The organism is Acinetobacter sp. 797_lipA (assembly GCF_058243025.1).
On the sequence record NZ_JBZAYQ010000001.1, the window covers coordinates 3,312,707 to 3,338,659 of the forward strand.

Sequence of the window (25,953 nt, forward strand, 5' to 3'; positions counted from 1 at the left end):
ACTTGTGCGCGGAGTGTACAAAATGTCTTTTTTTTAATCTAGTAAAATAATGTTAATGAAGACGCAGCTCTCAAAAAACAAAAAGGAGCATTACGCTCCTTTTTGTTCAATCTCATTTTCAGCTTTAGAAGGCAACACGTTTATAGTGACGATACTCTGGCTTCCAGAAGTTTTTCTCAATCGCGTGTTGCAATTGCTCATCACTAATAATCGGGGCTACACCTGCATCCATTGCTGCTTTGGCCACTTTAAAGGCTATCAGCTTAGAGACTTTCTGAATTTCATCAATCTCAGGCAATAAATCTGCTGTAGGGTTGGTCAACATCGGGGAACAATCTGCCAAAGCATTACTCGATGCAATTAACATGGAGTCAGTCACACGGGTTGCATTGGCCGCAATCACGCCCAGCCCAATGCCTGGGAAGATATACGAGTTGTTGCACTGCGAAATATTATAAATTTTGCCTTGATAGTTGACAGGAGCAAAAGGACTGCCTGTCGCTATCAAAGCCTTGCCGTCCGTCCAGTGAATAATATCTGCTGGCACGGCTTCGACACGCGAAGTGGGATTAGAGAGTGGCAATACAATCGGACGATCACAGTTCGAAGCCAAAGTACGAATCACTTCTTCAGTGAATAAGCCCGGCTGACCCGATACGCCAATCAATACGGTAGGTTTGGCATTCTTCACGACATCGAGCAGTGAAATCACCTCTTCAGCATTGCCCCATTCCGCTATTACGTCTGGCTTTTGCGCCAATTTACGTTGGAAATCGAGTAGATTCGGCTGATTTTCAGTGATTAAACCAAAACGATCGACCATATACACGCGTGCACGCGCTTCGGCATCAGTTAAACCTTCAACTTTCATCTGCGCAACAATTTGCTCAGCAATCCCACAGCCTGCTGAACCCGCACCTAAGAAGGCAACGGTTTGATCTTTGAGCTGTTTACCTGCCGCACGTGATGCAGCAATCAAACTACCCACAGAAACGGCTGCAGTACCTTGAATATCATCATTAAAACAACAGATTTCATCACGGTACTTATTCAATAACGGCATTGCATTATTTTGCGCAAAATCTTCAAATTGAATTAAGGCTTTCGGCCAACGACGCTTGATCGCAGCAATCACTTCATCAACAAAAGCATAGTACTCATCACCACTGATACGCGGTTGATTCCAACCCATATAAATTGGGTCATTCAGTAACTGCTGATTATTGGTCCCGACATCGAGGGTAATTGGTAAAGTATAAGCTGGGCTAATACCACCACACGCGGTATAGAGCGACAATTTTCCAATCGGAATACCCATACCACCAATGCCTTGGTCACCCAAGCCTAAAATACGCTCGCCGTCGGTAATCACAATAACTTTGACATTTTTCTTGTTGATGTTATGCAAGATGTCATCAATATGCGCACGGTCTGGATAGGAAATAAATGTACCACGATGGCGACGATAAATATCCGAGAAACGCTGACAAGCCTCACCCACCGTTGGAGTATAGATGATCGGCATCATCTCACTTAAATGGTTTTCAATGAGGTGATAGAACAAGGTTTCGTTGGTGTCTTGAATGTTACGCAAGTAAATGTGCTTATTGATCGCATCATTAAAAGCACAGTACTGTTGATAAGAACGCTGACTTTGTTCTTCAATGCTTTCTTCAACATGTGGAATTAAACCATGCAAGTTGAAGCGAGTGCGCTCTTCTTCCGTAAACGCCGATCCTTTATTTAACAGCGGCAACTCAAGTAAGGTATTGCCCGCATAAGGGATGTATAAGGGTTGTTTTGTCTTTAAATATTCTGTCGTCATTACCTATCTCGTTATACATAGATTTAGATGAACCTATGGGGAGAATCTATGCATCTAATTCGGCTACTAGCTTAGCGCCATTTGCTCGTCTTTTGATATTTATAAACGTGATGTAATTATCAAAGCGATTTAGTCTGAAAATAAAAATCAAAATGACTCAACGTAAAAATGACGTTTACGGCAGTCTTTTCGGTCAAATAGCGCATGGATAAAATTTGAACTTGAATAAAGCTCAAGCTAAGCTAGCGCTTTTATTTCTTCTTTATATTAAAAATGATCATCAAAAAACTGATGTTGTTGTTGAGTCTTACGTGTCTTTGCCTCACACAAATGACAGCATGCCAATCCATTTCTACGGCGCAAACGACAGTGAGTGATAAAATTACAGGACTATTTGGTCATAACGAAAAACTGCCTGAAATCGATCCCAAAGGCATTGTCGATATCAGTAAAGCCACCATCGAGCAATATGAGCAACTCAGTGCAAATTTACCCTTGAACCAATGGGTCTATTTGGAGAATGAAAAACAAGGGATTTATCAGCTACAAAACAAATCGACCGAAGGCTTTGTGCTCTCGCTACGTCTGAATTGTAAAATCAGCAGTCATCCCCCTACGTTTGAGCTTCAAGATGCACAAGGCAAACGTATCTTATACGGCTATGATAAAGAAGCAGGACAGATTCAGTTTTTACTCGACAACAAAAACTATGGCAATCCCTTTGATCCATTTCAACGCCAAACCCTAAGTCGTTTTCAACAACAGCTTGCCAGTGCCCAAGTGATTAAGCTCTTTCATGCAAGCAAACTGTATCGTTTTCAAAACCAAAATGCGGAACTCCTAAGCAAACCTGTCTCATGCCGTGAAAATAGCTAAAATGGAGGTTATTTGGGTGGGTTCAAATGTGACATATCGACAAATACACCGGTCAAACGGCGCACAATCGGCAGTACAATGAGCACTACAGGATAGGCCACCACCCAAGACATCATCCATGCGGACAGCCAAACCTGTAGGAAATTGTCCACCCAACCCAAATTGCGCCAAAGATTGATCATCGAGATAATGCCACTCATAAAAAATGAGATAAAAAACGGCAAAATAAACATGGCATATTTTGCTGGTAACTTGGGAATATTGCCAATAATCATCGGCCGCTGTTCAGACACGTTTTATCCTTAAAAATATGCGTTTTAGTTTTCATCATACTGCGCTTTTCATGTTTATTGCAGCGCAATCGTTAGCAGTTTTTGAACATTTTTTATTCTATGAAAATGGATTCACCTAAAGACGCGGAAATTTGCTATATTTAGCGTTTTTCTGCGACATTAAATTTTCGACTGAATATGAACACGGCAATCCAAGCAGCTCTCGAGCACGCAGTACAAAACCTTCAAGCTGAAGGTATCCTTCCAGCAGACTGGAACAACAGCAGTACTTTGACGCGTACCAAAGACCGAAGCCACGGGGATTTCGCGTCCAATATCGCGATGATTGCCTCTAAAGCTGCGGGTATGAAGCCACGTGATTTAGCCGAAAAAATTCTTGCTGCACTGCCTGAAGTGGCGGACATCAGCAAAGCAGAAATCGCAGGTCCTGGCTTTATTAACTTCTTTTTAAATGCTGACCAACGTTTTGCTGTACTTGATCAAATTCAAGCGCAAGGCAAACAATTTGGTCGCACTCAAGCCAATGCTGCGAAGAAAATCCAAGTAGAATTCGTTTCTGCCAACCCAACGTCTAGCTTGCACGTTGGTCATGGTCGTGGCGCAGCCTATGGGATGACCGTTGCAACCTTGCTTGAGGCAACAGGTGCAACAGTAGACCGTGAATATTATGTGAATGATGCAGGTCGTCAAATGGACATCCTTGCAACATCTACCTATTTACGCTACCTCGAATTAACAGGCCAAGAACTGGTTTTCCCTAAAAATGCCTATCAAGGCGATTATGTTAAAGAAATCGCGCAAAGTATTATCGATGCTGATGGCGATGCTTACGTTCGCCCTGTAGCAGACGTGTATAAAGATGTCCCTGAAGATGTGCAATATGCAGAAGAACTCGATGCTGAAGGCAATAAAGTTGTCCTTTCAGGCGACAAAGAAAAGCACATTGATGGTTTGATTCATAATTCACAAAGCTTAATCGGTGAAGCTTACCGCGTATTTCACCAAGCAGCGCTGAATGCGATCTTAGATGACATCAAAGATGACTTGGGCGAGTTTGGCGTAACCTTTAACCAATGGTTCAGCGAAGCCTCATTGACAGACAAAATTGATGAAGCTTTAGAAACTTTAGAACAACGTGGTTTCTTATACGAAAAAGACGGCAATATTTGGTTCAAATCGACTGAATTTGGCGATGAAAAAGACCGTGTTGTGAAGCGTCGTAATGGACAAACCACTTACTTTGCTTCTGACATTGCTTATCACCTGAACAAATTACAACGTGGCTATACCGATATCATTGATATCTGGGGCTCAGACCACCATGGCTATATTTCACGGGTCAAAGCCGCGATTGATGCCTTGGGGTATGACTCGAAAAAACTCACCGTTCTATTGGTTCAGTTCGTCAGCCTATGGCGTGGTGGTGAGATGGTACAAATGTCATCTCGTTCTGGTCAGTTCGTGACTTTACGTGACCTGCGTAAAGAAGTGGGCAATGATGCTGCGCGTTTCTACTACGTGATGCGTAAGTCTGAACAACACATTGACTTTGACTTAGACCTTGCAGTTTCACAAAGCAAAGACAATGCGGTGTACTACATCCAATATGCGCATGCACGTGTCAATCGTATGGTCGATGTGAAAGCACCTGAAAAAGGTATTAGTTTTAATCGTAGCAAAGCAGCTGATTACGATGCGACCTTATTAACTCTTGACGCTGAAACTGAAATTCTTGCCAAACTTGCAGCCTATCCAGAAATTGTGCTTCGTGCCGCAAATAGCTATGAACCACACCAAGTGGGTAACTATTTGAAAGAACTCGCAGCGTTATTCCATGGTTGGTATAACTTGGATAATACAAGAATTATCGACGAACAGAATATTGCCCTTTCGCAAGCCCGTTTATTACTTTCAATAAACGTACAACAAGTTTTGCGTAATGGTTTAGAGTTACTAGGTGTGTCTGCACCTGAGACGATGTAAATAGCAAAGCAACGCTTTGCACATTGTCGCAAGATTAAGGGCTTTGCCCGAAGTAACTATGTAATAAGTGAAGTAAAGCTTCACACATGGCTGCAAGACCGAAAGCTATGCTTGAGGTAACGATGTAAATAGCAAAGCAACGCTTTACACATCGTCGCAAGACGAAGGGCTATCCCGAAGTAGCCATATCAACCCTGATGTATTGCTCGCTTTGTGAAACTTGAATTTTGCAAAGCGATTCTTTATTTTACGATGACGCCTCTTTTAATTCCTTGAGGCCAAGTACTAAAATAAAGAAAAGAATGGGCCAGTCCCTCATATTGATTAGAAGAAAAGAGGTTTCCACGTGTTTGGAAAAACGCAGCGCGGTGTATCTGAAAGACCGAACAAACCCAAAAAGCCACTGATTCCAGCTTGGCTCGGTACACTTGTGGTCATTTTAATCGTGCTCTGTTTTGCTGTAGCACTGTTACTGTGGAAACCTTGGGCACCAGTGAAGCCGAAAGGTCAAATCACGTCGGAACATTATCAAGAAGAAACCAATAAAGACTACCGTTTCTACGACTTACTGCCACAGCAGCAAGTGACGCCAATTCCTGATCAAGCCATTCCTGAAACCAAAGATAATCCAAGCACCGTCGTGATTGTGGAAGCACCTGCTGCCGAAGAAAGCCCCCCTACTGAACCGGGTTTAACCGAAACAGCACCAGCACCACAAGCACCAAGCTTTATTTTGCAAGTGCGCAGTTACCCTGATCCTGACAGTGCCGATGCACGTCGTGCAGAAATTATCTTAAATGGTCTCTCTGCCGATGTTGTCAAAACCGTTGAAGGCGGTCAAACATGGTATCGCGTGATTTCAGGGCCATACGACTCGCAAGAAGCTGCAGTGATTGCACAGCAAACCCTACAACATAGCGGGATTGATTCGATTGTGGTCAAACGCTAAAACAAAAAAGGATGCCTCGGCATCCTTTTTTATACTCTGAGTTTGACGAGAAAATTTTGAATCAATTGTGCAACATGCTCCGCATGCACATAAGCCAAATCATGTTGACCCCGTGACACGATGTGCAATTCTGCATGTGGGATTTGACGGTGTAAGAACTGCCCCACCGCAACAGGACTAATCGGATCTGCATCGCCCCAAATCAACAAAACTGGACACTGGATACGCTCCAGACTGTCTGTCAAATCAGACTGATGCTGAACAAACCAACCAGGAACCGTAAAGCTCTGTTGATAATCCTCTCTCCAATCCGCCACCTGAAAAGAACTTAAATCAATCCCGCCTGAGGTTGCCACAAGTACCAAAGCCTGCACCTGCTCAGGTTTTTTTAGAGCAGCTTGTACTGCAAAAATGCCGCCCATGGATTGCGCAATAACCACAGAAGGCTGTTGGATTTGATTCAACACATAGGCTTGTAAGCCTTCAAAACTCTGTACATCCACATCATCAGGATAACCACCAAAGCTCGGATAAGCGACGACCATGGTTGAATAGTCCTGAGGAAGACACTGTATTACAGGTTGCCAAAATACGGTATTGCCCGACGCACCGAGTAAGAAAATCAAGTTCAAACCATCACCACCCATTAGAACCCACTGAGCTCTTTGGCTTTTTTAAATGCTGGACGCTGCTGAATACGCTGTGCATAAGCCACCATTTGAGGGTTATGGGCTTTTACCCGCTCTTGCATCGCCACCACAGGAAAGCTCATTTGAATATCAGCAAAGGAAAAATCACCTGCAAAATAGTCATGTTGAGACAAATAATCTTCCAAATATGCACTGTGTTCTTTCAAGCGTGGATTAATAAAGCTGCCTTTCACCCCATCACAAATTTTATTGGCAAGCGGTTTAATTAGAAATGGAACATGCTTCGGTACATGACTCATCACCAAGGTCATAACCAAATATGGCATCAACGAGCCTTCGGCATAATGCATCCAGTAGTTGTATTGCATTAAATCCTTTGGATTTTTCGGTTTAAACTTGTGTTCTGTATCGTAGGTGGCTTGCAAGTATTCTAAAATCACCGCAGATTCTGCTATGACCAAATCACCATCGGTCAAAACAGGGGCTTTGCCTAAGGGATGAATGTTTTTTAACTCAGGTGGTGCAGCATAGGTCGGTAGGCGTTTATAAAACTTCATCTCATACTCCAGCCCTAACTCTTCCAAAGCCCATAAAATGCGTAAAGAGCGTGAATGTTCCAAATGGTGCAGGGTGATCATTGTTTTACCTTTTGTTTTAATTGAAATCTAGCACTCACTTTACGCTAAAATTTGGAGTTTGCACCTGTCGATACACATGAATATCCAGTCGCACAAAATCCTTTACCGCCTATAAAAAACCGTCAAGCGAGTTAAACAATTGAGGTTTCAATCTCGATGGAACGTAATAAAGTTTTAGTGACTGGTGTTTTTTGACAGATATCTAAGATTTTTTGGCGCGCTTCTTCTGTCAATGTTTGCTCAAACGACAAACGACGGCTGATCCATTCTCGGCCTTCTTTATTGGCATTAAAATCTGCTTCGACACTGAAAGCCCCCCACTCAATACCTTTGTGCTGTGCATACATCCTTAGGGTAATCATGGTGCATGAAATCAAACCTGTACAAATAAAATCATAAGGTGCTGGACCATTGTCCTGACCGCCAAAAGACGCTGGTTTATCAGTAATAAATTTGTGTCGCCCACTGCTTACTTGACCAGACCATGCTTCGACGCATGTTTTGACTTCCGCATTCGCAATGATTCCCATTTTTTTATTATCCTATTTTTCATTGATATTATTTTGAATAGATTTCAAGTATTTAAACTTTCCACCTATTCTGTTGTTGAACGACTTGCGCAGTATTCCTTTTATTTTGAAGCACGCATTTGGTCTGGAAATGCCGGAGCTTCCAAACGCGGACCTTCATAGTCAGGAATGGAACCAAAACGTTCATCTTGTGTAATCCACTGATCACGCGCAATTTTCAATTCTTCTTGAGTACGACCAACAAAATTCCACCACAGTAGAATTGGACTTTCAAACGGCTCACCACCTAACAGTAACAAGCGACTACCCGCATGAATTTCAATTTCAATCGCGCTTACACCCTGCTCGAGCACCACCATATTGTCTTCCGTCAGTTCGTGACCATTGACCGTGGCCGTTCCTTCTAAAGCCATAAAGCCATATTCAAAGTTTGGATTGAGTGTTAAACGGGTTTTGGTGCTTTCTGCTGCGCTTAAGTCCACTCCTAACAGCTCGGTATAAACACTCACAGGTGAGGTGGTATTTAAAAACTCTCCAACCAAAATGGTAAACGCCACCCCATCTTTTTCCACCACTGGCAGTTCTGGATAGTGATCGAAACGTGGTTCAACAGCAATTTGTGCATCAGGCAATGCAATCCACAATTGTGCTGCATGCATTTTGGTTTCTGTATCTGGTGCGACTTCCGTATGGGAAATCCCGTGTCCTGCGGTCATTAAATTGACCTGTTTTGGACGAATCAGCTGTTTGCTACCCAAACTATCGGTATGCATCATGGTGCCTTCAATCATCCATGTAAAGGTTTGCAAACCGATATGTGGATGTGGGCCAACATCTAAACCGTCGCCTTGAGGAAAGGTTACAGGGCCTGCGTGATCTAAGAAACACCATGCACCAATCATTCGTTTATGGCGACTTGGCAGCGCGCGTTTGATGACCGTCCCTTGGCCGATTTCAGCACTTCTCAGTGGAAACTCTTGAATGAATTGATTTACGTATTTTTCACAGTCATCCGAATGTGAAAGTTCAGTATAGTTATTATTCGTCATGTGCTTACTCATTACAGATCCATATGTTCTAGATCATAACAAGTGGATTCCCTACTGCACATCCCCAAAAATAGAATGCTGATTCTTAAACTTGGGACAATATCTTGTGTTTTCAAAACCTAACTACAAGACAATGAGTGGATGTAAAAATGTTGTTACATCTTTATTTTTTAAAGATTACGACCACCTGAAAATAAGAAAAATATTATTGTGTAAGCCCTTTTGATAAATGAAATATACAGATTTCTCAATTTTCATGCCTACCCCATATAAATTTCATTCTGATGATAGTGTAGATAAGGCAGGTGTTTTACATCCAAGTGCAATTTTAAATGTGTTGGAATAGAAAAGAACTCTTTATCAATCTTATTGAGCTTTTTCGAAATCTGAACTATCCCCGTGTCAAGAAAAGTAATAAATCCTTGATCAAATAGACGGTCAAAATTTGGAGACAATAAGAATCCATTATAAACATCTACTTTTTCATTTCCATCACACTTTGCCCAAGGCTTAATATGGGATGCAATTAACAATCTACTATGACTAAAGCCTGTGACTGCACAATAGGGATAAAAATCAAAAAGCTTTTTCCTGAACTTATTTTGAATCAGTCTGACTTTAACTAAACGCTCAGCATCTGTTGTAAATATTTGTTTTTCCGTAAATATTGACTCATCATTAACATCAATTTCTTTTAAAAAGTCACCATAATGCTTCAATGCAGAAGAATACATATTATTCCCCACTCGGTTTCTATCTTGATAGATATCTAAAGTAAAAATTGTCTGCTTTAATGCTTCAAACTCAATGCTGTTTTGAGGTAACTCATAACTAGGTAACCACTCATTAATTCTATTTTTTATAACTAAATCATATTTTAAAGCTGTAGCCTTTGAAAGATTCTTATTCTGTATTAACCAATGATAAAAATTCATCCCTCTCTCCCTACCTCGTTATATAAAAAAGGACGCCTAAGCGTCCTTTTCAAAGAGTAATTTCTCATTCACTGCCGCGAGCATAGCTCTTGGCGTAATTTAGGCAAGAAGCTTCGCTTCTTGAAAGCCTTTCTGCCGCAGACGTAGCCTTTGGCGTAAAACTGGCATGAAGCGTTGCTTCATGAAAGCCCAGTTTTACTCCCATTCAATCGTTGCTGGTGGCTTAGACGACACGTCATAAACGACACGAGAAACATCTTTAATTTCGTTCATGATGCGTGTCGAAATTTTATCAACCAAATCATAAGGAAGATGTGCGAAACGCGCTGTCATAAAGTCAACCGTTTCAACAGCACGAAGTGCAATCACCCATGCATAACGACGACCATCACCGACGACACCAACAGATTTCACCGGTTGGAATACAGCAAATGCTTGCGCAGTTTTATCATACCAACCACTTGCACGAAGCTCTTGCATAAAGATATCATCTGCAAGACGTAAAATGTCTGCATATTCTTTCTTCACTTCACCCAAAATACGCACGCCCAAACCTGGACCTGGGAATGGATGACGATATAGCATTTCAAACGGTAAACCTAAAGTTGTACCTAAACGACGCACTTCATCTTTAAATAAATCACGGATTGGCTCAACCAATTCAAAAGCCAAGTCATCTGGTAAACCGCCCACATTATGGTGTGATTTAATCACATGCGCTTTACCATTTTTAGTTGCCGCAGATTCGATCACGTCTGGGTAAATCGTCCCTTGAGCAAGGAAGTTTACGCCATCAAGCTTACGCGCTTCTTCAGCAAAAACTTCGATGAACTCACGACCAATGATTTTACGTTTTTTCTCAGGATCAACTTCACCCGCAAGTGCAGTCAAGAAACGCTCTTCAGCATCGGCACGAATCACACGGATACCCATGTTTTTCGCAAACATGTCCATCACTTGTTCGCCTTCGTTCAAACGAAGCAGACCATTATCAACGAATACACAAGTCAATTGATCGCCAATCGCACGGTGTAAAAGCGCAGCAACCACTGATGAATCAACTCCACCAGACAGACCTAAAAGAACTTTTTGATCGCCAATTTGTTGACGTAATTGTTCAACGCGTAGGTCGATGATGTTTTCAGAGTTCCACAGGCTACGGCAGCCACAAATGCTGTGTACAAAGTTAGATAATAACTCTGCACCTTTTGCAGTGTGCGTTACTTCTGGGTGGAACTGAATACCGTAGAAACGACGAGTTTCATCAGAAACCATCGCCACTGGACAGCTTGGTGTGCTTGCAGTGATTTGGAAACCTTCAGGAATCGCTGTCACTTTGTCACCATGGCTCATCCAGACTTTAAGTTGGTCTTTGGTGTCTTCAAGATCACCAATCAACTTGTCACGAACTTGGATGTTTACTTCGGCATAACCGAATTCATGTACTGTACCCGGCTCAACTTTACCGCCAAGCTGTGCAGACATGGTTTGTAAGCCATAGCAAATACCCAAAACTGGTACACCTAAGTTGAACACAACTTCTGGCGCACGTGGGCTGCCTTCTTCGTGTACGCTCTCAGGACCACCTGACAAGATGATACCGTTTGGATTAAATGCACGAATGTCTTCTTCAGACATGTCATAGGCATACATTTCAGAATATACACCAGCTTCACGTACGCGGCGTGCAATAAGCTGGCTATATTGAGAACCGAAATCCAAAATAAGGATACGATCTTCAGTAATTTGAGTATTGGTAGTCATGACAAACAACTATGAAAGGCAAACGAATATAAGCGCCGTATTCTAGCATTTTTCCGCGCATAACGCACATAATTCGGACAAGCTTTATACAACGCTTAAAACCCAATGGTTTTTATATCAAAAAGCACGCTTTCGCATGCCTGATGTTTATTTCAAAACTTTTTCTATTTTAACGACTTCAATATCGGTCGGTTTATAACGATGTGTATCCACCTCGCCCACAACCTGCACTTTATCGCCTGCTTTAATATTGGATGCTTTCCATAAATCGTCATCAATATCCAACAAAATAACCCCTGTACCATCGCTGAACTCGTAGTGGTCTTCATTGAGATGTTTCAGCAGTGTCCCTTTTAAAGTGACCGCCGTTTCATCTTTGAGCTTTGCAATGGCTGACACAGAGACATGATTCTTTGCTGCTTCTTGTAAAATGATATGATCATCTTTGGCCCATGCGCCAGCGGCAAGACTTAAACTTGTAATACATAACCCTATTTTAAAAAGATTTTTTCATCTTATTTTCCTCATGTTTTATTGATCTTGATCAAAAAAAATAACGTCCACACCGTACTTTTTTATTTTGAATTATTTTTCAATCAAATGATCTAGACTCATTTTTCCTGCACCATGCAGCATTAGAAAAAATAGACCACCTGCATGGCAAAATTTTTCATAAAATTAATGCTGGCTTGTGCGCCATCGTGAAAAATAAACGCCGTAATAACACTAAATAGGTCTAAGCCAAACACAGCAAAGCGGGCTTGAAAACCAAATAACAGCGCTAAGCCACCACCAAACTCAACTAAAATGGTTAAAGGTAATAGCGCCCCAAGTCCTCATCGACTCCATATACCCTAAAGTTACGCTATAAGCTGAAATTTCTCCCTAGCCTGCAACAAGGAAAATATAAGCCATCAGTACACGGGGAATTAAAGCTAAAACTACATCGGTATTGGGTTGATTGACAATATTTTTGGCCACAACATTTGGATTAAATATTTTTACACCTTTAAATACGTTTTATTTGAAGTTGTAGCTATCTTAATGTTCTCTATTTTTAGAATAAATATCCATTTTCATCACGCATCGTTTCAAAATAAGAACACCAATAGCTAAATTTATTTACGTTTTAATACTGACTTCTGATAACGAGACTGCTAGGATTTCCGCACTCTTTTGCTTATTTGTGCCCCATGGAACTGATTGATTTTATATTACATGTCGATGACCATCTGCTTGAGTTTATCACCAACTATGGGGTTTGGATTTATGCAATTTTGTTTCTCATCATCTTTGTGGAAACAGGTTTGGTGGTCATGCCATTCCTACCCGGCGACAGTTTATTGTTTGCCGCAGGTGCCTTAGCAGCATCCACAGGTGCAATGAATCCGTGGACTCTTGGTGTTTTACTTTTTATCGCGGCCGTACTGGGCGATACGCTGAATTATCACATTGGTCGTTATATTGGACCGCGCGTTTTTGAAATCGAATCCCGTTTCATCAATAAACAACATCTGATTAATACACAAAAATTCTTTGAAAAACATGGTGGTAAAACCATTATTTTTGCACGTTTTATTCCTTTTGCGCGGACTTTTGCACCTTTTGTAGCAGGTGCAGGAAAAATGGATTACAAATTTTTCCTATCTTATAACCTAATTGGCGCATTCTGCTGGATTGGTTCATTCATTACTTTAGGCTATATTTTTGGTAATGTGCCTGTGGTCAAAGACAATTTCACGCATCTGATTTTCGGCATTATTATTATTAGCATCTTGCCGGGAATCATTGGTTTTATTCGTGCCAAATTAAAGAAAAAATCAACCACTGAAGCTTAAGCAAAAAAACGTAGAATCACGGGAAACATACACACCAACAACAACATGGCCGATCCTTTATATAAGAGATCGGCTTTTATTTGTTTGGACTCACCCGATAAAATGGCACGGCCAAAAGACATCCAGAACAGTGCCGTTGGCAATAACACCAGACTAAACACCGCAAACACCAAAAAGAAATTGGTGGGATTATCCCAAGCTTCATAGGGAAAAATACCTGCAGCAAATAAGACCGCTTTCGGATTTTTCAAAGTAGAAAAAAATAATTGTTTAGGTCGAATCGAGGTAAAACGTTGATTATGTTTTTCTAAGTGCGAGCTTTTCCACAAATGAAAAGCCAACCAAAATACATAAACTGCACTGAGTGCATGTAAAAGATCAATCAAATAAGGCCAAGTCGGTGTACTGAGATGAATCAGGAGTGCCCATAAATTGATGGCATAGAAATACCCAAACAGTTCTGCGGGTACAAGTAAGCTGGTCTTCGCCAGACCTTGCTGATGTGCAGAGCTTGCGAGTAAAGCATTGGTCGGTCCCGGAATCATCAAGACAGCAATCATTGCCAATACAAACAGCCAACTCTCAATCATAGACATCCAACAACAGCATTAAAGATGCGCAATTTAGCCGAAAAAGAGTGGCTTCCTCAAGTCAAAGCGGAAAAAACACAGAACCCATGAGGTAAAAAAGTGCGTGTTAAAACGATAATTCATTGTTTTATGGAAATTATTTTCGAAACATTTTGCTAAGATTTTAATGACTGCTGAAAGATCAAACCCTTCAGCAGGATGAATAAATGCGACATTAATTCGTCTTATTTTGCACGGTAATCGCACAACCTTTAAATTTTGCAGCTTGTACAATTGCCTCTTGCTGACCCAAAAGTCGTGAAATTTCAGTTTTTTTGGTATTCGATGATTGTCCCATATTCACTGAAACGCTTGGACCAAAGCCCCAACCGCCACCATGACTCCATCCACCACCCAGACCTAGACCTATGCCAACACCCGTGCGTTTCGCAGTAGGTACACCTTCATCTAAATGTTGCTGAATCCGATTATATTCTGCTTGTAACTGTTGGCAGTTCAAAGCTTGATACTGTGTAGGAGAGACATAAGTCGGTTTAACCGTTGTGGCACAGGCGCTCAATAACAGCGTATAGCCCATTAAAAAAGCAATTGTGATCTTTTTCATGCTGAATCTCGCAATTTATTATTCTCAATCTCATTGAACAATGATTGATAGGCCTGCGTCAATTTATGATCGTGTGCCAAATGAATTAAGGGTAAATTTTTGTGGTGCGATTCTTTCATCAGCACTGATGGAGGCAACATACTCTCTAATACAGGAAGACCTTCATCCTTCAGCTGTTGCACCACTTCACGCGGAAGTTTGGCTTGCGCTTGGAACTGATTCACCACAATGCCTTCAATTTCCAAATGATCATTATGATCGTCTTGAGTTTCGAGTACATTTTCGATCAAAGTTTGCAATGCACGTTTAGAAAAGACATCACAATCAAACGGAATCAGGACTTTATTGGCTGCGATCAGTGCCGACAAAGTAAAGAAGTTAAAAGCTGGCGGTGTATCGATATAGACACGATCATATTTTCCAGCAAGTTGTTGTAACGCATCACGCAGTTTATAAATTTTATGTTTTGACTCTAAAGCATATGCCAATGCCCCGAGGCTTGGGCTGGCTGGAATCACATCCAAATTTTTAAAAGGGGATTGGTGCACATAACTTTCTAAGCCTTTAGCTCGTCCTTTGAGGATCGAACCAATGGCACTGCCCAATAAACTTTTATTTTGAGTCGTTCCAAGCACTTCTTCAAAATAGTTTTCAATATTGGGTTCTAAAGCTGGTTTGTCTGCCGAGTACGTTGCGTCATCGCCCAGCACATACTGACTCGAATTCGCTTGCGGATCGAGATCAATCAGTAAGGTTTTTAAGCCTTGATGTGCACTAATTGCTGCCAAATTCACTGCAATACTGGATTTACCGACACCACCTTTTTGATTAAATACCACACGTGTATGCATGAAATCCCCTCCCTCTTGTTATTTTTCCGCTATAGATAGCAGTGTAGCGCAGAACAATCGCTGTGCCGATGATTATGTCTAACAATTAGCCAAAGTTTGGTTTAATCATGACTAAACCTAAAATGGATATCATCGCAACCACCGCCAAGAATAAGCCCGCTCGGCGCTGTGTAAGTAAAATGCTGTCTTCTTTTTTATACGCTTTCGACAAAGAGGACAACATCACTAAAAATAAAACCACTTTGGCATAAAACCATGTTTGCACATCAAAGTTTTTCATGACCAAAAGGGCAATGCCAGTCAGTACAAGCACCAGCATACTTAAATGCTGAAGAGCAACAAATGCCGTTCGACCCGCTGGATTAGGCTGATTGCCTTGGATGCCTTTAAATAGCGTCATGGCACGCGCCAAAATCACGACACATGCCAAGCTGACCGCACTCATATGCACGATCTTAATCAATAATTGTGTTTCCATGACTGAATCTCTGCTTAGCTTTTCGGGGCATGTGCACAATTTGGACTAGAAGTGTCTTGTCCTTGCCATTCTTCAGGTAGAAAGGCATGAATAGCCAAAGCATGAATTTTACCTGGACTGAGTAAGTCTCCTGCTACCGCATAAATTTTTTGATGGCGCTGAACTAAACGTAATCCCGCAAAAATATCACTCACCACGATCACTTTAAAATGTGATTCTTTACCCGGAAAATAGCCGCCATGACCAGAAGATTCATTCACGACTTCTAAATGCGATGGGGAAAGCTGTTGTAAGCGTTCAATCAGTTGCTGCTCCAAGCTCATACCTGTCTCCAAAAAATGATGATTCGTTCAGAGTATACCTGTTCCTTCAGGATGTTGAATGTGTAAAACCCTTTCAGACAGCATGAGGTACAACTTTTCGCGAGTAAAAGTTAAAAAAACCTCAAGGCATCGTCTAAAACTGGCTTTATTTTATGCAATTAAACTCAGCTTTTTCATAAAGCTATTGACCCTGAACTTGCTTGCTGTATCATACAGCGCTATGCGGGAATAGCTCAGTTGGTAGAGCACAACCTTGCCAAGGTTGGGGTCGCGAGTTCGAGTCTCGTTTCCCGCTCCAATTTTTTTTCAGTGTAAGTTTTAGCAAAAACTGCTCAATACGCGGGAATAGCTCAGTTGGTAGAGCACAACCTTGCCAAGGTTGGGGTCGCGAGTTCGAGTCTCGTTTCCCGCTCCATTTTTTAGTGTAAGTTTTTATAAAAACTGCTCAATACGCGGGAATAGCTCAGTTGGTAGAGCACAACCTTGCCAAGGTTGGGGTCGCGAGTTCGAGTCTCGTTTCCCGCTCCAGATTTAAAAAGCCCTGATCGAAAGATTGGGGCTTTTTATTGTTGATTTAATTGATATTTATTCATCTAATTAGAATTATTTACTAAAGCCTACTTATAAATTTTACTGCCCAGCTCTATATTCAGTGCCCAAAATGTGACCATTATGTGCCACACCGTATATAAATCACCTTAAATGACCTCAAACGCTACTCACTTACATACAATTTTAGACTGTTTAGATTTAAAATAGAGGCCTAAAAAATCGAATTTCCCCCCCCAAATTTGAACTTATTTCTTAAGTTTGTGACCAATCACTTTTCTAAAGTGACCATCGGTGACCAAAATTTTTACCTATAAAAGCTCATTTTTAGATATTCATCTAAGTTTTAAATAAATCAATTCAAATTATCTAGATAAATTTTAACGATCGTTCAAATTTCATATCTACTTTGTGACCAATCAAGATTTCAAAGTGACCATCGGTGACCAAACTACTCTTCACTGGACTGATTATTAATATTTTTTTTAAAAATCAATAAATCTCCAACCTCTACCTCTAGTGCTGTGCAAATCTTATCAATTGTCTCAAAATCAATTCTTACAGACTCATCATTATAAAGTTTATGTAAAGTAGATTTATTAATTCCAGTGCTTCTAACCAGATCAGCAACTTTTAGCTTTCTTTCTGCCAACAAAACTGCCAAGTTTGAAATAATCATAAAATTTCCTAGTTAGATAGTAAAAAGTACTTGCAAAGACATAGAAATATGATAATTTACGTTTTAAGGATAATTTTTCCTATTTAACTAGTAAAAAATCAGAGGCTTTTATTATGTCATATACCTATCTTACAGCCCAACAGCTGGCTGAAAAAATTCAGTACGACGCTCGTACTATTCGCAATCAACTTAAAGATAGCGTCTTCATTGAAGGTGTTCACTATATTCGTCCTTTTGGTGGACGCAAGATTCTCTTTGTCTGGGAGCGTATCGAAAAGGAAATGCTGAAATTTACAGGTTTAAGCATGGATGCTCTTCAATAATTGACTATAGAGGAACTATGAATATGGCTAGCATCCGCGAACGAAATGGAAGGCTCATTGCTGACTTCCGTTATATGGGTATTCGATGCAGAGAAACAACGAGCCTTGAAGATAACGCATACAACCGAAGAGTACTAAAGAAGCGTCTAGAACAACTGGAAGCGGAAATCACTTTAGGTACTTTTGAATATGAAAAATATTTTCCTAAAAGTAAAAAAATTGATGACTTCAAAGAAAAACGTAGTCAACAAATTGCAGTACAAACACAAGTGCCACTTTTCAAAGATTTTACAGCTTTGTGGTTTAAACAGAAACAAATTGAATGGAGAGGTTCTTATCAACAAAAAGTAGCGATTGTCATTAAAAATTACTTGTTACCTGCTTTTGGTAATCTTGTTTTAACAAAAATTAAGAAGTCAGACTTGCTGAACTTCCGCGCCTCTCTCGCCAAAGTGACACACGGAAAAAATCAAACAAGTCTGAAAGCATCTAGGATTAATCAAATCATGACGCCTTTACGTATGATACTGAATGATGCGGCTGAACGATACGAGTTTGAGTCGCCTTATAAAAATATTAACAATCTGAAAGAAAGTAAGATTGAAGTCACACCTTTTTCTCTGGAGGATGTACATAAAATTATCACCACGGTACGTGATGACTTCAAACCTTATTACACCATCCGCTTTTTTACGGGCATGCGTACTAGTGAAATTGATGGCCTTCAATGGAAGAACATTGACTTACCACGCCGTGAAATCCATATCAGAGAAGCGTTAGTAAATGGGGAACTTGGTGGAACCAAAACTTATGGTTCTGACCGTACCATACAAATGAGTGATCGGGTTTATCAGGCCTTTCTACAACAGAAAAGCTTAAATAATGGTAAATCCAGTTTTGTCTTCTGTAATCGTGATGGTGGGCCTCTCGATTATCGCTTGGTAAGCAAGCGTGTCTGGCATCCCCTGTTACGCTTTTTAGGGCTAAAGCCCCGTCGTGCTTATCAAACACGCCATACAGCAGCAACACTCTGGCTGTCGGCAGGCGAGAACCCGGAGTGGATCGCACGCCAGCTGGGACATTCAACCACTGAAATGCTGTTTCGGGTCTATAGCCGTTACATCCCCAATGTTACACGTCGCGATGGCAGTGCTTTTGAAGCCATGCTAGAAAAACTCAATACAGAGGAGCTTGCACATGAATAGTAAGGCTTTCTTTGGTGGTGTGGTCGTCAGCCCAGAAGCAGATATGGTCGCTCGTGAATTAATCTATGAGCTACACATTCCCAAACTGCACAATCTGGCCTTTTTGCTGAAAGTTAACAAATGTTTCGATGACCATCAGGCTTTGAGACTTTGGCTACAGCGAATGCTAGATGATGGACAAGCCCATTACGATGATTTAGCTCAACAAGCCCGTATCCGGTTAATAAATCTAGCTCCCTGATCTAATAAATATACAAGGTCATCAAATTGATGACCTTAGCCCCTTATACCCATAAAAAGGTAAACCCATGCATAAAGATATTTCAATTTGGATGCCACTTTATATTGGCGACTTACAGGCAAAATTCGCACGAATGACTGTAGAACAAATCGGTGCAACACTTCTGTTAATGATGGATTTCTGGAAAAATGGTGCCATTCCTCATGACCTAGCGACTGTATGTAGCATCACAAAATTATCGCAACATACCAAAGCTAAAACTTTATTGAATACGCTGTTGGCCCTTGAATTGTTTGAAGTCGAATCTGAGCAGATTCATTCAAATTTTTTAACCAGTTTAAAAAGCCAGGCATTGCAAAATCAGCAAATGAAATCTGATAAAGCTAAAAATGCAGCTCAAGCACGTTGGGGGAAATCCGCAAGTAATGCTCAAGCATCAACTAAGCAACAAAAAGTAAATGCTCAAGCAGGTCCTGAGAAGAGCTCGAGTATTACTCAAGTTATACTTGAATCATGCCCTTCATCTTCATCTTCATCTTCATCTTCATCTTCATCTTCATCTTCATCTTCATCTTCATCTTCATCTTCATCTTCAAATTTTGAAGAAAAAAATGAGAGTTTTTTAGAAAATTCAAAATGGATTTAGGAGATCAGCCATGAATACCATCCTTAAAACACTCCAGTTTCGCGCAGAAACAACGGAAACACTTTGCCCTGCCCATCATATACCCATGATAGAAATTGCAGGTCACAGGCTCTGTAAATTGTGTGCCAAAGAAACCGTCCATCAATCACATGCAGCCTATGAGAATGAACTGCAACAGCGATTGCTAAAACAGAAAATTAAAAATTCAGGGCTCAATAAACGCTACCTGGATCGGGGCTTCAAGAATTATGTAGTTGCATGCCCTGCACAAGACAATACCATCAAACTATGTCAGGCCTTTGCACAGCAGATTATTTCTGACCACAACCCAAATATGTTGATGATTGGTACACCGGGTACAGGTAAAACCCATCTGAGTGCATCAATTATTCGCAACATTCTGCATAACAGTACAAAATCTGCGCGTTACTATACCAGTGCAGAAATTGCTCAAAAAATGATGGACACCTGGTCAGATGCTTCACGCTCTGAGAAAGAAGTTATCGACCATTTCTCCAGTTTTGATTTATTAGTGATTGATGAATATGGCCTGCATGACCGGCATGAAAAACGCCTGGAGATGGTACATAAGGTTTTGTATAGTCGTTATGACAACATGAAATCTACCCTTCTGATTTCCAATTTCACAGTCCAAAATATGCAGCGAGATTTAGGTATCCGATTATGGTCACGATTACATGAAAACAATTTGATTGTAGTACCGTGTTATTGGGATGATCAGCGGATAACCAAATAATACGACTCTTTACTTAAGCCAATTATCTCGCTGAAATAATTGGCTTTTATAATTAGATTTTTCAAAATTGCATTAATTGCATATTCTTATTAAATGGACAGATATTCTTATTTGAAGCTAAACACCCGTTCTTATTTGGTGGTGTTTCAAAAAGTATGCTGAAAAAAACAATATGGCTTTTGATAAAATAGAGGTATGAAAATAACGCTACAAATCAAATGTCCTACCTGTCTAAGTAACAATATAAAGAGAAATGGCATCAAAGTAGATGGGAAACAAAACCATCAATGCAAAGATTGCAAACGTCAGTTTATTGGTGCTCATGCATTAAGCTATCAAGGGTGTAACTCAGGTATTACCGGCAAGATATTACATTTAATGATCAGAGGAAGCGGTGTAAGAGATATTGCTGAAGTCGAGCGTATCAGCATTGGCAAGGTATTACGAACCTTAAGTGAATCGATCTATCAGATTCAGCCTAAACAAAGCCACTACGAATGTCTTGAAGTCGATGAACTTTGGACTTTTGTAGGGAATAAGAAAAATAAACAATGGCTTATTTATGCCTACCATCGAGAATCTGGAGAAATTGTTGCTTATGTTTGGGGTAAGCGGGATTTAGCAACGGTTCAACGTCTTAAAGCTAGACTTAAAAAGCTTGGGGTTCAATATGCTCGAATTGCGAGTGATCATTGGGATAGTTTTATTACAGCATTTCAATGTTGCAAGCAAGTGATCGGTAAGTTTTTTACCGTCGGTATTGAAGGTAACAACTGTAGAATTCGTCATCGAATCAGGCGTGGATTTAGGAGAAGTTGCAACTTTTCTAAAAAGCTCGAAAATCATTTTAAAGCCTTTGATTTGACTTTCTTTTACCTTAATAATGGATTTGTTTAACGCCAGCATACTTTTTGAAACACCACCTAGTGATTTATTTCGTCATCTTCAAGTTGGTCAAACTGAATGTCGTAAACGACGTATTTGGGTTGGTCGAGTGAAACTGTATATTAGTGCGCTACGATTAGAAGATGGAGAACTTTTACTTGTTGTTTCTCCTATGTTGAATGCTTCAGCTATTCGTGATTATGCATTACGCTGGGAAATCGAAACCTTATTTAGTTGTCTCAAAGGACGTGGATTCAATCTTGAAAATACTCGTTTAACAGACCCTAGACGAGTCAAGAAATTGATAGCAGTGCTAGCTATCGGTTTCTGTTGGTGCTATTTAACAGGTGAATGGCAACATGATCGAAAAAAAGCGATAAAAATAAAGAAGCATGGACGACTTTCAGTAAGTTTATTTCGCTACGGTTTGGACCATGTTCAAATGGCTATTCTACGTTTGATTGGTTTTGGGAAAAAAGAAGAATTTAAGAAAGTGCTAGCAATTTTAAGAAAGAAAAAGCCTGATAGGACAAGGGCCCTATGAAATTTGTCGTGTACAGAGTTAAAATTGTTACAAAGCCGCATTTTATATACATTTTTAAATTATCAACTTTATTTAAAATATGAGTGCAGTTATTTTGATCAATAAAATTAGTTTGGGGGTTAGTCGTTATGTTGAGTCGCTTTTTAGTTATTTGCCTGAGTAGTATGTATATTTTTTCGACTTATACTCTTGCAGCTGAACCACAAAAATCACTTCCTCCTACCACCAACAATCTAAACAATTTAGCACTGTTAAACCAAGCCGACACATGGTCTTTAGATAATCTAAATAAAGCGGAGTGGTCGGACAATCTTGAAAAAGGCTATCTTCCTGTTTACGCAAAGTTACAAGTGCTGTTGAGTCGCCATTACTCATCCTCAGGTGCAATTGATGGCATATTGGGCCTAAATACTGTGAAAGCCATTTCAGCTTTTCAGATTATGAAGGGTTTAAGTGGTGACGGAGTGTTAGATGCAAATACTTGGCGGCTTTTAAATGAAGTTACGACTCAACCGACGTTTATTGAGTACACCATTACCACACAAGACTTGAAAGGTCCTTATGCTCAATCGATCCCTGTGGATTATGCCGAACAGTCAAAAATGAAGGGCTTGTATTACACCCGTGTGACCGAAATGCTCGGTGAAAAATTCCATATGGATGAATTGTTTTTAAAAAAAATTAATTCAGGCGCAAATTTTAATAAAGTCGGTGAAAAGATTATTGTCGCAAATGTAATAAATGTTTTGCCAAATAATGTGCAAAGCATTATTGCACACAAAGGTTCTAAACAATTATATTTGCTTAATCGACAAAATAAGATCATTGCATCTTTTCCTGCAACGATCGGGAGCGAAGATAATCCCTCACCCACTGGCACGCATGCCATCGGCAGTATCGTGTTCAATCCACATTATAGTTATAACCCTAAGAATTTTATTCAAGGCAAAAATCTTAAGCCCTTAAGCCTCCCCCCAGGACCCAACAACCCTGTAGGAAATATTTGGATTGGTTTATCTCGACCTTCTTTTGGGATTCATGGCACGCCAAATCCCGCCTTAATTTCTAAAACAGCATCGCATGGTTGTATCCGATTGACTAATTGGGATGCTAATAACTTAGCTAAAGTCCTCCATAAGGGGTTAACTGTAATTTTCTTGGAATGAAAAAATTTACCTCGCTATTTGAAAAATCAAAATTTAGCAATCAAGCGCTTGCGTTCTCAAGCTCAATTCCTCTTGTCTCTTCCCACAAAGCCAAGATTTCGCTAGGCGTATACTTTTCCCACTTTTCATAGTTGCCAATAATTGGGCACTAACAAACAGCTCAATCTCGGAATACGTCCAATTTCCAGGAAGATTCCTCGGATACTTAGGTTTTTCATCTTTATGGTCTAAATAATCTGAATAAGTCGATATTTTCTTAGCAAAAACAGTATCTTTAATAAACCTAGCGTCTTCATCACCCGATAGCTCTAAGGTGCGTAACCGATCACCTACAAATTTCGACTGATACGGTAATCCTCCCATAAATAACCGAAGTTAAAAGTAGAGGTTAAGCAGCCATTAGAGGTGGCTTTCCTTTGTTAGCTTGATGTGGTCTTTCATGGTTGTAATGCCACAACCAGTTTGTTGCATAATCTTGTACTTCATCCAAAGTATCAAATAAATGCTTGCTCAGCCAACTATAACGTATGGTCCGATTATAGCGTTCAATATACGCATTCTGCTGTGGCTTACCCGGTTGAATATATTCAATACGAATACCGTGCTCAGTAGCCCAGCGCACAAATTCGTGACTGATAAATTCGGGACCATTATCGCATCGGATCACTAACGGTTTTTCTCTCCACTCCAGCAATTGATTCAACGTACGAATAACCCTGATTGTGGGCAATGAGAACCCTGCTTCAATGGCTAGGCCTTCGCGGCGGTAATCATCAATCACATTCAATAATCGAAACTTGCGACCATCGGAAAGCTGATCATGCATAAAATCTAATGACCAAACCTGATTTTCTCGGATTGGTTCTTTCAATGGTTCAGGCGCATGCCGTTTTAGTCTTCTTCTCGGTTTAATACGCAGATTCAGTGCCAACTCACAGTAAATGCGGTAAACCCGCTTGTGATTCCAGCAGCAACTCTCAACATGCCGTAAATACGAGAAGCACAAACCAAAGCCCCAATCGGAATTTTCCTCAGTGAGTTCAATGAGCTGTTCAGCAATGAGTGCATTGTCATCGCTGAGTTTGGCTTGATAGCGGTAGCAGGTTTCACTAATGCCAAATGCTTTACAAGCCAAACGAATACTAATGGCATGCTGGGCAACTGCCTGTTGTGCCATCTTACGCCGGCAAGATGGCTTTACCCTTGCGCAGCAGTGCTGCTCATTGCCATCGCTTCCTGGATGATTTCGGCCTTTAATCGCCCTTCCGCATACATCTTTTTAAGTCTGGTATTTTCGGCTTCTAGCTCTTTCAGTCGAGCCATTAATGATGTATCCATACCACCATATTTGGCACGCCATTTATAAAAGGTAGCATTACTCATGCCGTGTTCACGGCAAAGGGTCGCTACAGGTGTGCCAGATTCTGCCTGTTTCAAGATGGACATGATCTGACTGTCAGTAAATTTAGATGTTTTCATGCAGAATCTCCTGCTCGTATCTTAAGAGAAAATTCTACTTTTAGATCCTATTATTTTTAGGGGGGATTACCACTTTAGCTGCGAGTGCTTTCAAACGCTTCTTAAAGTTCTCTAAATCATAACGTAACCAAATAGAGCGAACACCGCTACCTGAAACAAATACACCCTTCTTGCGTAATTCGTTACTAGTACGATGCTGCCCATAAGCTGGATACTGAGTTGCGAAATCAATGACTGCTAGTTCTGTAGCATCATCTACACGATTTTTTAGATTAGGTACTCGACGGGATTTATTGATCAATGCATCCATGTCACCAGACTGTACTAGCTCCTGATAGCGATGAAAAGTATCTCTAGAGACACCCATCACTTTACACGCTCTAGATACATTCTGAAGCACTTCAGCTAAATTGAGCAGACCTACTTTGTGTTTAATGATTTGATTGTTAGTATGCAACATAAGAAAGTTACCTTTGTTTGATTAAGATTTCGACACCTTTATCAAAATGGGTAACTTTATCTTTTTCAAGAGTTATGTCCGATCAAGTCTGAACTAATACATCTGATGAATAAAAAAATTTGCTAGAGGTGCACTATGAAAAATATTGCTTATCATTCTTTTATATGCAGTCTATACTTTTTACTACATGGATGTTCAAATTCACAACCACAACAGCCTTTGCAGCATCAATCAAATAAAACCATTGCAAAATCAACAACGATACCCACTCAAAAAAATCCTCAACAGACTTTAGCCTCTTTTGACAAAATCTCTTGTGATGACATTCAAAATCCACAGTTTCAGCAAGCAGTTTTAAATGCCATTAATGAAATTCGAAATCACTCCCAACAATGTGGAAAAATTGCCTACTCGGCAACTCATTCATTAAAATGGAATAATCAATTACAGATGAGCTCAACTGCGCATGCACAGGATATTTCACAACGTCAGATTTTAAGTCATGTCGGGCGTGGAGGTGAAAATCTTAGATTCCGTATTAAAAAAACAGGGTATAAAGGCGGTGGGGGTGAAAATCTAGCAACAGGTCAAACCAACCTTAAACAAGTTCTTGAAAATTGGCTGGCATTAAGCCCAGGACATTGCGATAACTTAATGAAACCGCAATTTAAAGATTATGCGATCGCATGTAGCCGAAATCCTACAACCCATCGAACATACTGGGTGCAACACTTTGGTAGCGGGAAAAACTAAAACCGAGTACAAGATCTTTATTTGATCGGGTAAAAACTGAAATTAACACTTATAAAATCTGCTTTATAAATTAAAAATCCCTCTTTTTAA

The 25,953-nt window shown here is 40.4% G+C and carries 28 protein-coding genes, 3 tRNA genes and 4 pseudogenes; 16 read left to right on the forward strand and 19 right to left on the reverse strand.

The window, feature by feature from the left end; genetic code table 11:
- Positions 1-124 precede the first annotated feature (124 nt).
- Positions 125-1,825 carry an NAD-dependent malic enzyme gene (locus AC4CU2_RS16365; protein ID WP_010325632.1) on the reverse strand — a complete coding sequence of 567 codons (1,701 nt, stop codon included), beginning with the start codon at positions 1,823-1,825 and terminating at the stop codon, positions 125-127.
- A 273-nt stretch (positions 1,826-2,098) separates the two neighbouring features.
- Between AC4CU2_RS16365 and AC4CU2_RS16370 the strand changes: the two genes are divergently transcribed.
- Positions 2,099-2,701 (forward strand): YfjT/YkfB family phage-associated protein, encoded by a 603-nt coding sequence (locus AC4CU2_RS16370; protein WP_490769120.1) that lies wholly within the window; start codon positions 2,099-2,101, stop codon positions 2,699-2,701.
- Between the two features lie 8 nt (positions 2,702-2,709).
- On the opposite strand, the gene AC4CU2_RS16375 is transcribed toward AC4CU2_RS16370, so the two are convergent.
- Positions 2,710-2,994: a DUF2798 domain-containing protein gene (locus tag AC4CU2_RS16375; RefSeq protein WP_004684392.1), complete on the reverse strand. Its 285-nt coding sequence runs from the start codon at positions 2,992-2,994 to the stop codon at positions 2,710-2,712.
- A gap of 177 nt (positions 2,995-3,171) precedes the next feature.
- Between AC4CU2_RS16375 and argS the strand changes: the two genes are divergently transcribed.
- Together argS and AC4CU2_RS16385 are read left to right on the forward strand one after the other, a co-directional pair.
- Entirely contained in the window at positions 3,172-4,977 is a 1,806-nt protein-coding gene (argS, locus tag AC4CU2_RS16380) for an arginine--tRNA ligase (protein ID WP_490769121.1), read from the forward strand.
- Positions 4,978-5,323: 346 nt separating this feature from the next.
- Positions 5,324-5,926 carry an SPOR domain-containing protein gene (locus AC4CU2_RS16385; RefSeq protein ID WP_281964195.1) on the forward strand — a complete coding sequence of 201 codons (603 nt, stop codon included), beginning with the start codon at positions 5,324-5,326 and terminating at the stop codon, positions 5,924-5,926.
- A 29-nt stretch (positions 5,927-5,955) separates the two neighbouring features.
- Here AC4CU2_RS16385 and AC4CU2_RS16390 read toward each other — a convergent pair whose 3' ends face one another.
- The 8 genes and pseudogenes from AC4CU2_RS16390 to AC4CU2_RS16425 form a co-directional block, all read right to left on the reverse strand.
- Entirely contained in the window at positions 5,956-6,558 is a 603-nt protein-coding gene (locus tag AC4CU2_RS16390) for an alpha/beta fold hydrolase (RefSeq protein WP_490769250.1), read from the reverse strand.
- A 14-nt stretch (positions 6,559-6,572) separates the two neighbouring features.
- Positions 6,573-7,214, reverse strand: a complete 642-nt coding sequence (locus AC4CU2_RS16395) for a glutathione S-transferase family protein (RefSeq protein ID WP_490769122.1) — start codon at positions 7,212-7,214, stop codon at positions 6,573-6,575.
- A gap of 131 nt (positions 7,215-7,345) precedes the next feature.
- Positions 7,346-7,744, reverse strand: a complete 399-nt coding sequence (locus tag AC4CU2_RS16400; RefSeq protein WP_490769123.1) for an OsmC family protein — start codon at positions 7,742-7,744, stop codon at positions 7,346-7,348.
- Positions 7,745-7,845: 101 nt separating this feature from the next.
- Positions 7,846-8,793, reverse strand: coding sequence for a pirin family protein (locus AC4CU2_RS16405; RefSeq protein ID WP_490769124.1), 948 nt, complete (start codon positions 8,791-8,793; stop codon positions 7,846-7,848).
- Positions 8,794-9,053: 260 nt separating this feature from the next.
- The gene (locus AC4CU2_RS16410; RefSeq protein WP_058952393.1) at positions 9,054-9,728 is read right to left on the reverse strand and encodes an HNH endonuclease; all 675 of its coding nucleotides are present in this window, start codon (positions 9,726-9,728) and stop codon (positions 9,054-9,056) included.
- A gap of 195 nt (positions 9,729-9,923) precedes the next feature.
- Positions 9,924-11,492: a glutamine-hydrolyzing GMP synthase gene (gene guaA / locus AC4CU2_RS16415; RefSeq protein WP_004684379.1), complete on the reverse strand. Its 1,569-nt coding sequence runs from the start codon at positions 11,490-11,492 to the stop codon at positions 9,924-9,926.
- Between the two features lie 147 nt (positions 11,493-11,639).
- Positions 11,640-11,987 carry a NirD/YgiW/YdeI family stress tolerance protein gene (locus tag AC4CU2_RS16420; RefSeq protein ID WP_490769251.1) on the reverse strand — a complete coding sequence of 116 codons (348 nt, stop codon included), beginning with the start codon at positions 11,985-11,987 and terminating at the stop codon, positions 11,640-11,642.
- Between the two features lie 90 nt (positions 11,988-12,077).
- Positions 12,078-12,491: pseudogene (locus tag AC4CU2_RS16425) on the reverse strand (DoxX family protein).
- A gap of 194 nt (positions 12,492-12,685) precedes the next feature.
- On the opposite strand from AC4CU2_RS16425, the gene AC4CU2_RS16430 reads away from it, so the two are divergent.
- Entirely contained in the window at positions 12,686-13,330 is a 645-nt protein-coding gene (locus AC4CU2_RS16430) for a DedA family protein (RefSeq protein WP_058952395.1), read from the forward strand.
- Here the strand turns inward: AC4CU2_RS16430 and AC4CU2_RS16435 are convergent.
- The 5 genes from AC4CU2_RS16435 to AC4CU2_RS16455 all read right to left on the reverse strand — a co-directional run bounded on the left by AC4CU2_RS16435 (position 13,327) and on the right by AC4CU2_RS16455 (position 16,176).
- Complete coding sequence (locus tag AC4CU2_RS16435; RefSeq protein ID WP_062031706.1) at positions 13,327-13,920, reverse strand: LysE family translocator; 594 nt, start codon at positions 13,918-13,920, stop codon at positions 13,327-13,329. The two genes, AC4CU2_RS16430 and AC4CU2_RS16435, sit on opposite strands and share 4 nt — an antisense overlap.
- Positions 13,921-14,134: 214 nt before the next feature.
- Positions 14,135-14,524 carry a hypothetical protein gene (locus AC4CU2_RS16440; RefSeq protein ID WP_148826946.1) on the reverse strand — a complete coding sequence of 130 codons (390 nt, stop codon included), beginning with the start codon at positions 14,522-14,524 and terminating at the stop codon, positions 14,135-14,137.
- The gene (locus AC4CU2_RS16445) at positions 14,521-15,375 is read right to left on the reverse strand and encodes a ParA family protein (protein ID WP_004684373.1); all 855 of its coding nucleotides are present in this window, start codon (positions 15,373-15,375) and stop codon (positions 14,521-14,523) included. Before AC4CU2_RS16445 ends, AC4CU2_RS16440 begins: the two co-directional genes overlap by 4 nt.
- Before the next feature lie 85 nt (positions 15,376-15,460).
- A complete protein-coding gene (locus AC4CU2_RS16450; RefSeq protein WP_419272413.1) occupies positions 15,461-15,853 on the reverse strand; it encodes a SirB2 family protein in 393 nt (130 codons plus the stop codon).
- Positions 15,854-15,867: 14 nt separating this feature from the next.
- Positions 15,868-16,176, reverse strand: a complete 309-nt coding sequence (locus AC4CU2_RS16455) for a BolA family protein (RefSeq protein WP_005401913.1) — start codon at positions 16,174-16,176, stop codon at positions 15,868-15,870.
- Between the two features lie 222 nt (positions 16,177-16,398).
- On the opposite strand from AC4CU2_RS16455, the gene AC4CU2_RS16460 reads away from it, so the two are divergent.
- From AC4CU2_RS16460 to AC4CU2_RS16470, 3 genes are all read left to right on the forward strand, one after another.
- A tRNA-Gly gene (locus tag AC4CU2_RS16460) sits at positions 16,399-16,474 on the forward strand.
- Positions 16,475-16,515: 41 nt separating this feature from the next.
- Positions 16,516-16,591, forward strand: a tRNA-Gly gene (locus AC4CU2_RS16465).
- A gap of 37 nt (positions 16,592-16,628) precedes the next feature.
- Positions 16,629-16,704 (forward strand) — tRNA-Gly (locus AC4CU2_RS16470).
- Positions 16,705-17,176: 472 nt separating this feature from the next.
- Here the strand turns inward: AC4CU2_RS16470 and AC4CU2_RS16475 are convergent.
- Positions 17,177-17,404, reverse strand: coding sequence for a helix-turn-helix domain-containing protein (locus AC4CU2_RS16475; RefSeq protein WP_005401914.1), 228 nt, complete (start codon positions 17,402-17,404; stop codon positions 17,177-17,179).
- Between the two features lie 113 nt (positions 17,405-17,517).
- Between AC4CU2_RS16475 and AC4CU2_RS16480 the strand changes: the two genes are divergently transcribed.
- The 8 genes and pseudogenes from AC4CU2_RS16480 (at position 17,518) to AC4CU2_RS16515 (ending at position 23,171) form a co-directional block, all read left to right on the forward strand.
- Positions 17,518-17,727, forward strand: a complete 210-nt coding sequence (locus AC4CU2_RS16480; RefSeq protein ID WP_005401915.1) for a hypothetical protein — start codon at positions 17,518-17,520, stop codon at positions 17,725-17,727.
- 23 nt (positions 17,728-17,750) lie between these two features.
- The gene (locus tag AC4CU2_RS16485; protein WP_039890980.1) at positions 17,751-18,932 is read left to right on the forward strand and encodes an Arm DNA-binding domain-containing protein; all 1,182 of its coding nucleotides are present in this window, start codon (positions 17,751-17,753) and stop codon (positions 18,930-18,932) included.
- The gene (locus tag AC4CU2_RS16490; RefSeq protein ID WP_005401917.1) at positions 18,925-19,173 is read left to right on the forward strand and encodes a hypothetical protein; all 249 of its coding nucleotides are present in this window, start codon (positions 18,925-18,927) and stop codon (positions 19,171-19,173) included. The genes AC4CU2_RS16485 and AC4CU2_RS16490 overlap by 8 nt, the downstream gene beginning before the upstream one ends.
- 67 nt (positions 19,174-19,240) lie before the next feature.
- Positions 19,241-19,819 carry a DUF1376 domain-containing protein gene (locus AC4CU2_RS16495; RefSeq protein ID WP_490769125.1) on the forward strand — a complete coding sequence of 193 codons (579 nt, stop codon included), beginning with the start codon at positions 19,241-19,243 and terminating at the stop codon, positions 19,817-19,819.
- A gap of 10 nt (positions 19,820-19,829) precedes the next feature.
- Positions 19,830-20,576 (forward strand): ATP-binding protein, encoded by a 747-nt coding sequence (locus AC4CU2_RS16500; protein ID WP_005401919.1) that lies wholly within the window; start codon positions 19,830-19,832, stop codon positions 20,574-20,576.
- A 195-nt stretch (positions 20,577-20,771) separates the two neighbouring features.
- Entirely contained in the window at positions 20,772-21,473 is a 702-nt protein-coding gene (locus AC4CU2_RS16505) for an IS1 family transposase (protein ID WP_005401920.1), read from the forward strand.
- Positions 21,474-21,501: 28 nt separating this feature from the next.
- Positions 21,502-22,005: pseudogene (locus AC4CU2_RS16510) on the forward strand (IS4-like element ISAba33 family transposase); the annotation flags it as partial.
- A 128-nt stretch (positions 22,006-22,133) separates the two neighbouring features.
- On the forward strand, positions 22,134-23,171 hold the full coding sequence (locus tag AC4CU2_RS16515) for a L,D-transpeptidase family protein (RefSeq protein ID WP_005401921.1): 1,038 nt from the start codon (positions 22,134-22,136) through the stop codon (positions 23,169-23,171).
- Between the two features lie 33 nt (positions 23,172-23,204).
- On the opposite strand, the gene AC4CU2_RS16520 is transcribed toward AC4CU2_RS16515, so the two are convergent.
- From AC4CU2_RS16520 to AC4CU2_RS16530, 3 genes and pseudogenes are all read right to left on the reverse strand, one after another.
- The gene (locus tag AC4CU2_RS16520) at positions 23,205-23,534 is read right to left on the reverse strand and encodes a hypothetical protein (protein WP_050764505.1); all 330 of its coding nucleotides are present in this window, start codon (positions 23,532-23,534) and stop codon (positions 23,205-23,207) included.
- Positions 23,535-23,559: 25 nt separating this feature from the next.
- A pseudogene (locus AC4CU2_RS16525) lies at positions 23,560-24,650 on the reverse strand (IS3 family transposase).
- A gap of 70 nt (positions 24,651-24,720) precedes the next feature.
- Positions 24,721-25,110 (reverse strand): annotated as a pseudogene (locus AC4CU2_RS16530) (helix-turn-helix domain-containing protein); the annotation flags it as partial.
- Positions 25,111-25,245: 135 nt separating this feature from the next.
- On the opposite strand from AC4CU2_RS16530, the gene AC4CU2_RS16535 reads away from it, so the two are divergent.
- On the forward strand, positions 25,246-25,863 hold the full coding sequence (locus tag AC4CU2_RS16535) for a CAP domain-containing protein (protein WP_078390486.1): 618 nt from the start codon (positions 25,246-25,248) through the stop codon (positions 25,861-25,863).
- The last annotated feature ends 90 nt before the right edge of the window (positions 25,864-25,953 follow it).